Raw genomic sequence first — 1,389 nt, forward strand, 5'->3', positions numbered from 1 at the left:
TGTCTAGTCCTGAAATAGCGATACACAAAAAAACATCGTTATGCAAGAACAACAAGAAATGCTTTATTTAAAGCGAACACAGAAAGATTACAGTTTAAGTTTAAAACTTCAAATCGTGAAAGATATCGAAGAAGGAAAACTAGGAATTACCGCTTGCAAGAAAAAGTACGGTATCCAATCACGCTCTACAGTAGTGAGTTGGTTAAGAAAATATGGTAACTTTGATTGGGAAAACCAAACACCAACCAATATGTCTAAAACACCAGAACAACGCATCATGGAGTTAGAAGCTGAAGTAAAACTGCTTCAAAAACAGAAAGCATTTTTAGAAAAACAGGCTTATGTTGCAGATAAAAAGGCCATCATTTTTGATATGATGATAAACCTTGCAGAAAAAGAGTATCAAATTGATATCAGAAAAAACTTACCACCCGAACAATCAATGACTTCCGCAGAGAAGAAAAAGAAACCCTAATTTTTACCTGTGGATTGTTTGGTTGGAATAGACAAGTCTATTATAGAAGTACAAAGCGTAGTAAAGCCTGTAGGAATAAAGCAGAACAAGTGGTGGATTTAGTGGAAGATATCCGAATAAAGATGCCAAAACTTGGCGGAAGGAAACTGTATTTTTTATTAAGCGAACCTTTAAAAGAGCTAAAAATTGGAAGGGATAAATTTTTTAATATTTTACGGGCCAACCATTTATTAATAATACCCAAAAGGAGTTACCACGTTACCACGAACTCCCATCATCGCTTTAGAAAGCATAAAAATTTAGTGTCAGATTATCAAGTTACAAAACCCAACCAAGTTTGGGTAGCAGATATTACCTACATTGGAAATAGAAAAAACCCAAGTTATTTAAGTTTAATAACTGATGCGTATTCCAAGAAAATTGTGGGGCATCATGTTGCCGAAAACTTAACAACAGAAGGAAGTCTATTGGCATTAAAGAAAGCGATAAAAAATCAGGAACCTGTTCTAAAATCTTTAATTCATCACTCAGACAGAGGATTACAATACTGTAGTGATGAATATCAAAGAATCTTAGAAAAAAACAATATTAAATGTAGCATGACTCAAAACTCTGACCCTTATGAAAATGCGGTGGCAGAGAGAATAAATGGAATTTTAAAACAAGAATTTGATATTGATAAATTTGATGTTGAAACAAAAATCAAAAGAAAAATAGTAGACGAATCAATTAAAATTTATAATGAATTAAGGCCTCATTTTTCTAATCATTATCTTACTCCGAACCAAATGCACAAACAAGAAAAATTAAAAATCAAAACCTATAAAAACAAAAACCAAAGCAAAAACGTTTTTACTTTGGTTTAATTATTTATTTTTGTCCTATAATCTGTATCGGTTTTTTAGGACTAGTCA

2 protein-coding genes are annotated in these 1,389 nt (G+C 32.0%); both read left to right on the forward strand.

Annotated features, from left to right (window positions below):
- Positions 1-40: 40 nt before the first annotated feature.
- A complete protein-coding gene (locus tag QO190_RS13205; RefSeq protein ID WP_213188994.1) occupies positions 41-475 on the forward strand; it encodes a hypothetical protein in 435 nt (144 codons plus the stop codon).
- Positions 476-489: 14 nt separating this feature from the next.
- Positions 490-1,341: an IS3 family transposase gene (locus QO190_RS13210; RefSeq protein ID WP_371463848.1), complete on the forward strand. Its 852-nt coding sequence runs from the start codon at positions 490-492 to the stop codon at positions 1,339-1,341.
- The last annotated feature ends 48 nt before the right edge of the window (positions 1,342-1,389 follow it).

Origin of the sequence: Cloacibacterium sp. Arc13, from assembly GCF_041431305.1 — a bacterium.
GTDB classification, from domain to species: Bacteria; Bacteroidota; Bacteroidia; order Flavobacteriales; family Weeksellaceae; genus Cloacibacterium; species Cloacibacterium caeni_B.

Bases quoted from the DNA above. Each gene is read 5' to 3' on its own strand.
- QO190_RS13205 (WP_213188994.1), top strand. From the start codon at position 41: ATGCAAGAACAACAAGAAATGCTTTATTTAAAGCGAACACAGAAAGAT.